2 protein-coding genes are annotated in these 1,785 nt (G+C 64.4%); both read left to right on the top strand.

The genetic code is table 11. From position 1 onward, the window contains the following. The coding region (locus RMN84_RS04905; RefSeq protein WP_309611080.1) for an AAA family ATPase at nucleotides 1–920 on the top strand (920 nt) is incomplete at its 5' end. Between the two features lie 96 nt (nucleotides 921–1,016). After that, nucleotides 1,017–1,785: alpha/beta hydrolase fold domain-containing protein (locus RMN84_RS04900; protein ID WP_309611079.1), on the top strand; the 769-nt coding region annotated here is incomplete at its 3' end.

Here is a 1,785-nt window from a genome sequence, read left to right as displayed (position 1 = left end):
GCCGCGCGGGCCTGCGCGAACCCGACAAGCCGATCGGCAACTATCTCTTCTCGGGGCCGACCGGCGTCGGCAAGACCGAGGTCGCGCGCCAGCTCGCGTCGGTCCTCGGTATTCCGCTGCAGCGGTTCGACATGTCCGAATATATGGAGCGCCACTCGGTCAGCCGGCTGATCGGCGCGCCGCCGGGCTATGTCGGCTATGACCAGGGCGGCCTCCTGACCGACGCGGTTGACCAGCAGCCGCACTCGGTCCTGCTGCTCGACGAGATCGAGAAGGCCCACCCTGACCTGTTCAACATCCTGTTGCAGGTGATGGACAACGGCAAGCTCACCGATCACCACGGCAAGACCGTCGATTTCCGCAACACCATCCTGATCATGACGACCAATGCCGGCGCGTCCGATATGGCGCGCGAGGGAATCGGGTTCGGTGTCTCCGACCGCGAAGACGTCCAGGAAGACGCGATCAAGAAGATGTTCACGCCCGAGTTCCGCAATCGCCTCGATGCGGTCGTCCCGTTCGCCTACCTGCCCCCGGCGGTCGTCGCTCGCGTGGTCGACAAGTTCATCCTCCAGCTCGAGCTCCAGCTGGCCGACCGCAATGTCCATATCGAGCTCGACGACGAGGCGCGCGCCTGGCTCACCACCCGCGGCTACGACAAGATGTACGGCGCGCGGCCGATGGGGCGGCTGGTCCAGGAGAAGATCAAGCAGCCGCTCGCCGAAGAGCTGTTATTCGGCAAGCTGGTCCACGGCGGCGAGGTCAAGGTCCGCATCAAGGACAACCAGCCGTCGTTCGAGATCGTCTCGGCCCCGCCCAAGGCGGTCAAGCCGAAGGGCGGCAAGGGCAAGTTGAAGGATGTGGCGAAGGAGAGTGAAGCTGGCGAAACTGCGACGTCAGGCGACGACAAGGCGGAGTAAAGACAAGCTCGCTTGAGCTTCCTCGTTGACCGCGTGGAACGCCTTTGGTTCTGCGGGGGTTAACGAGCTCGGGGGATTTTGAGGAGTTTTCCACCAATGAGGTCTATGTTCGTCAGCGTGGCTTTCGCCGCGCCGCTTATGCTGCTCGCCAGCGCCGCCACTGCGCAAAGTTCGCCGAATGGGTCGCCCGATGCGCGTCCGCCGGTTTTCCGCCCTCCTTCGAAGCAGCTCCCGCCGCGCGCAGCGCCCGATATGCAGGCGGTGCTCAACGGCCTCGCCAAGCTCGGCGCTCGCCCGATCAATTCGCTCACTCCGGCGCAGGCTCGGGCTCAGCCGTCGCCTGCCGATGCCGTCGCCGTCGTTCTTCGTCAGGGCGGAATGAGCAGCGCGCCCGATCCCTCGGTCGTCACTCGCGAGCTCGCCTATGGTCCCGAGGCCGAGCAGCGCGTGCGCATTTACACCCCCGCCGGGCGCAAGCGCGGCCTGTTGCCCATGCTGGTCTATTACCATGGCGGCGGGTGGGTCATCGCCAACCTAGACGTTTATGACTCGACCCCGCGAATGTTGGCCAAGAAATTAAATGCGATGGTCGTCTCGGTCGAATATCGCCACGCGCCCGAGTTCAAATTTCCAGCGCAACATGACGATGCCGTCACCGCCTATCGCTACACGCTCGACAATGCCGCGAAGTGGGGTGGCGACGCACGCCGTCTAGCCTTTGTCGGCGAAAGCGCCGGCGGCAATCTCGCGATCAATACCGCGCTCGCTGCGCGCGACAAGCAGTTGCCGATGCCGCGCCACATCGTCTCGGTCTATCCAATCGCTAATACGAGCACGATGCTTCTGTCGCGCCGTACCGCCGCCA

This window comes from Sphingomonas sp. (genome assembly GCF_031380695.1).
Lineage (GTDB): Bacteria > Pseudomonadota > Alphaproteobacteria > Sphingomonadales > Sphingomonadaceae > Sphingomicrobium.
This window is presented reverse-complemented; position numbering and strand designations above follow the sequence as displayed.